This window comes from Corynebacterium sp. HMSC078A10, from assembly GCF_001811565.1.
Taxonomy (GTDB): Bacteria; Actinomycetota; Actinomycetes; order Mycobacteriales; family Mycobacteriaceae; genus Corynebacterium; species Corynebacterium hesseae.
In genome coordinates this window covers 27419-28398 of the sequence record NZ_KV805226.1, presented here as the reverse complement: position 1 = coordinate 28398, position 980 = coordinate 27419, and the positions used below count along the sequence as shown (strand labels likewise).

Here is a 980-nt window from a genome sequence, read left to right as displayed (position 1 = left end):
CTCATGGGGGATATCGAAACCTACATCCGCCTCCGCAATTCGGGGATTGCGCTGGTGGAAAACATTCCTGGCTCACCCGATGAGCTCCGCGCGCTCGGAGCCTCTGCTTCCGATGCCGCCGAACTTGCAAACCTTAACCAGGTGTATTTCGGCCCCACCCGCTTTAGCGGTAAACAACGCAAAGCCCGCCACGCAGCCCTCACCCAACGCCACAGCCTGGGCACCCTCACACTGATTGAAACCTACACCGCGAAGGTGAAGAAAACCCTCGACGCCTGGAACCTGCGAATCAAACTCGCAGGAACACCCGCACACCGCATCCCCACCGTCGCCGCCACACGACTGAAAGAACTCCGCTCCAAACGCATAGCCAAACCAGGCGTACGCATCACCTACCGGGAACAAGGCCCCAACACCCTTTCCATAACTGACGATGCCACCACGATCGCCAACATGCGCGGCGTCTTAGAATCCACCAACACCGACCTGCTTCAAGCCGCCAACGACATCTTCTTCAACAAAGAAACAAGCGGTTCTAAACCCGCGGTGCGCACCCAAATCATCGTCACCCTCAACGAGCTCGACCAAATCATCAACGGCGACGGAGACGACATCGAACTCAACCTCACCAACGGCGGGCGCATGACCGGAGCAGAATTCCTCACCCACAAGTTTGCCGAAATAGGCTATGCCACCATCGTGCACCCTATTGAAGGACCCATCGACACCTGGCGACTAGAGCGTGGAGCAAACTTCAAACAACGCCTTACCCTGCATGCTGAATTCCACACGTGTGCAAGACCAGGCTGCAATAAGCCCGCTGATTACTGCCAAGTGCATCATTTGGTGCCCTGGCAGGCGGGAGGCTACACCAACATCAAGAACCTGACCTTCCTGTGCGCCTACCACAACGGCATCAATGATGATGACCCACAAAGACCTACCGGACGCGGCTACATGTACCGGCTCAACACCGGGGT

At 57.0% G+C, this 980-nt stretch carries 1 protein-coding gene; it reads left to right on the top strand.

The genetic code is table 11. The annotated features are described in order from the left end of the window. Positions 1-3: 3 nt before the first annotated feature. On the top strand, positions 4-980 hold a 977-nt coding region (locus HMPREF2808_RS10560; RefSeq protein WP_070682983.1), incomplete at its 3' end, for an HNH endonuclease signature motif containing protein.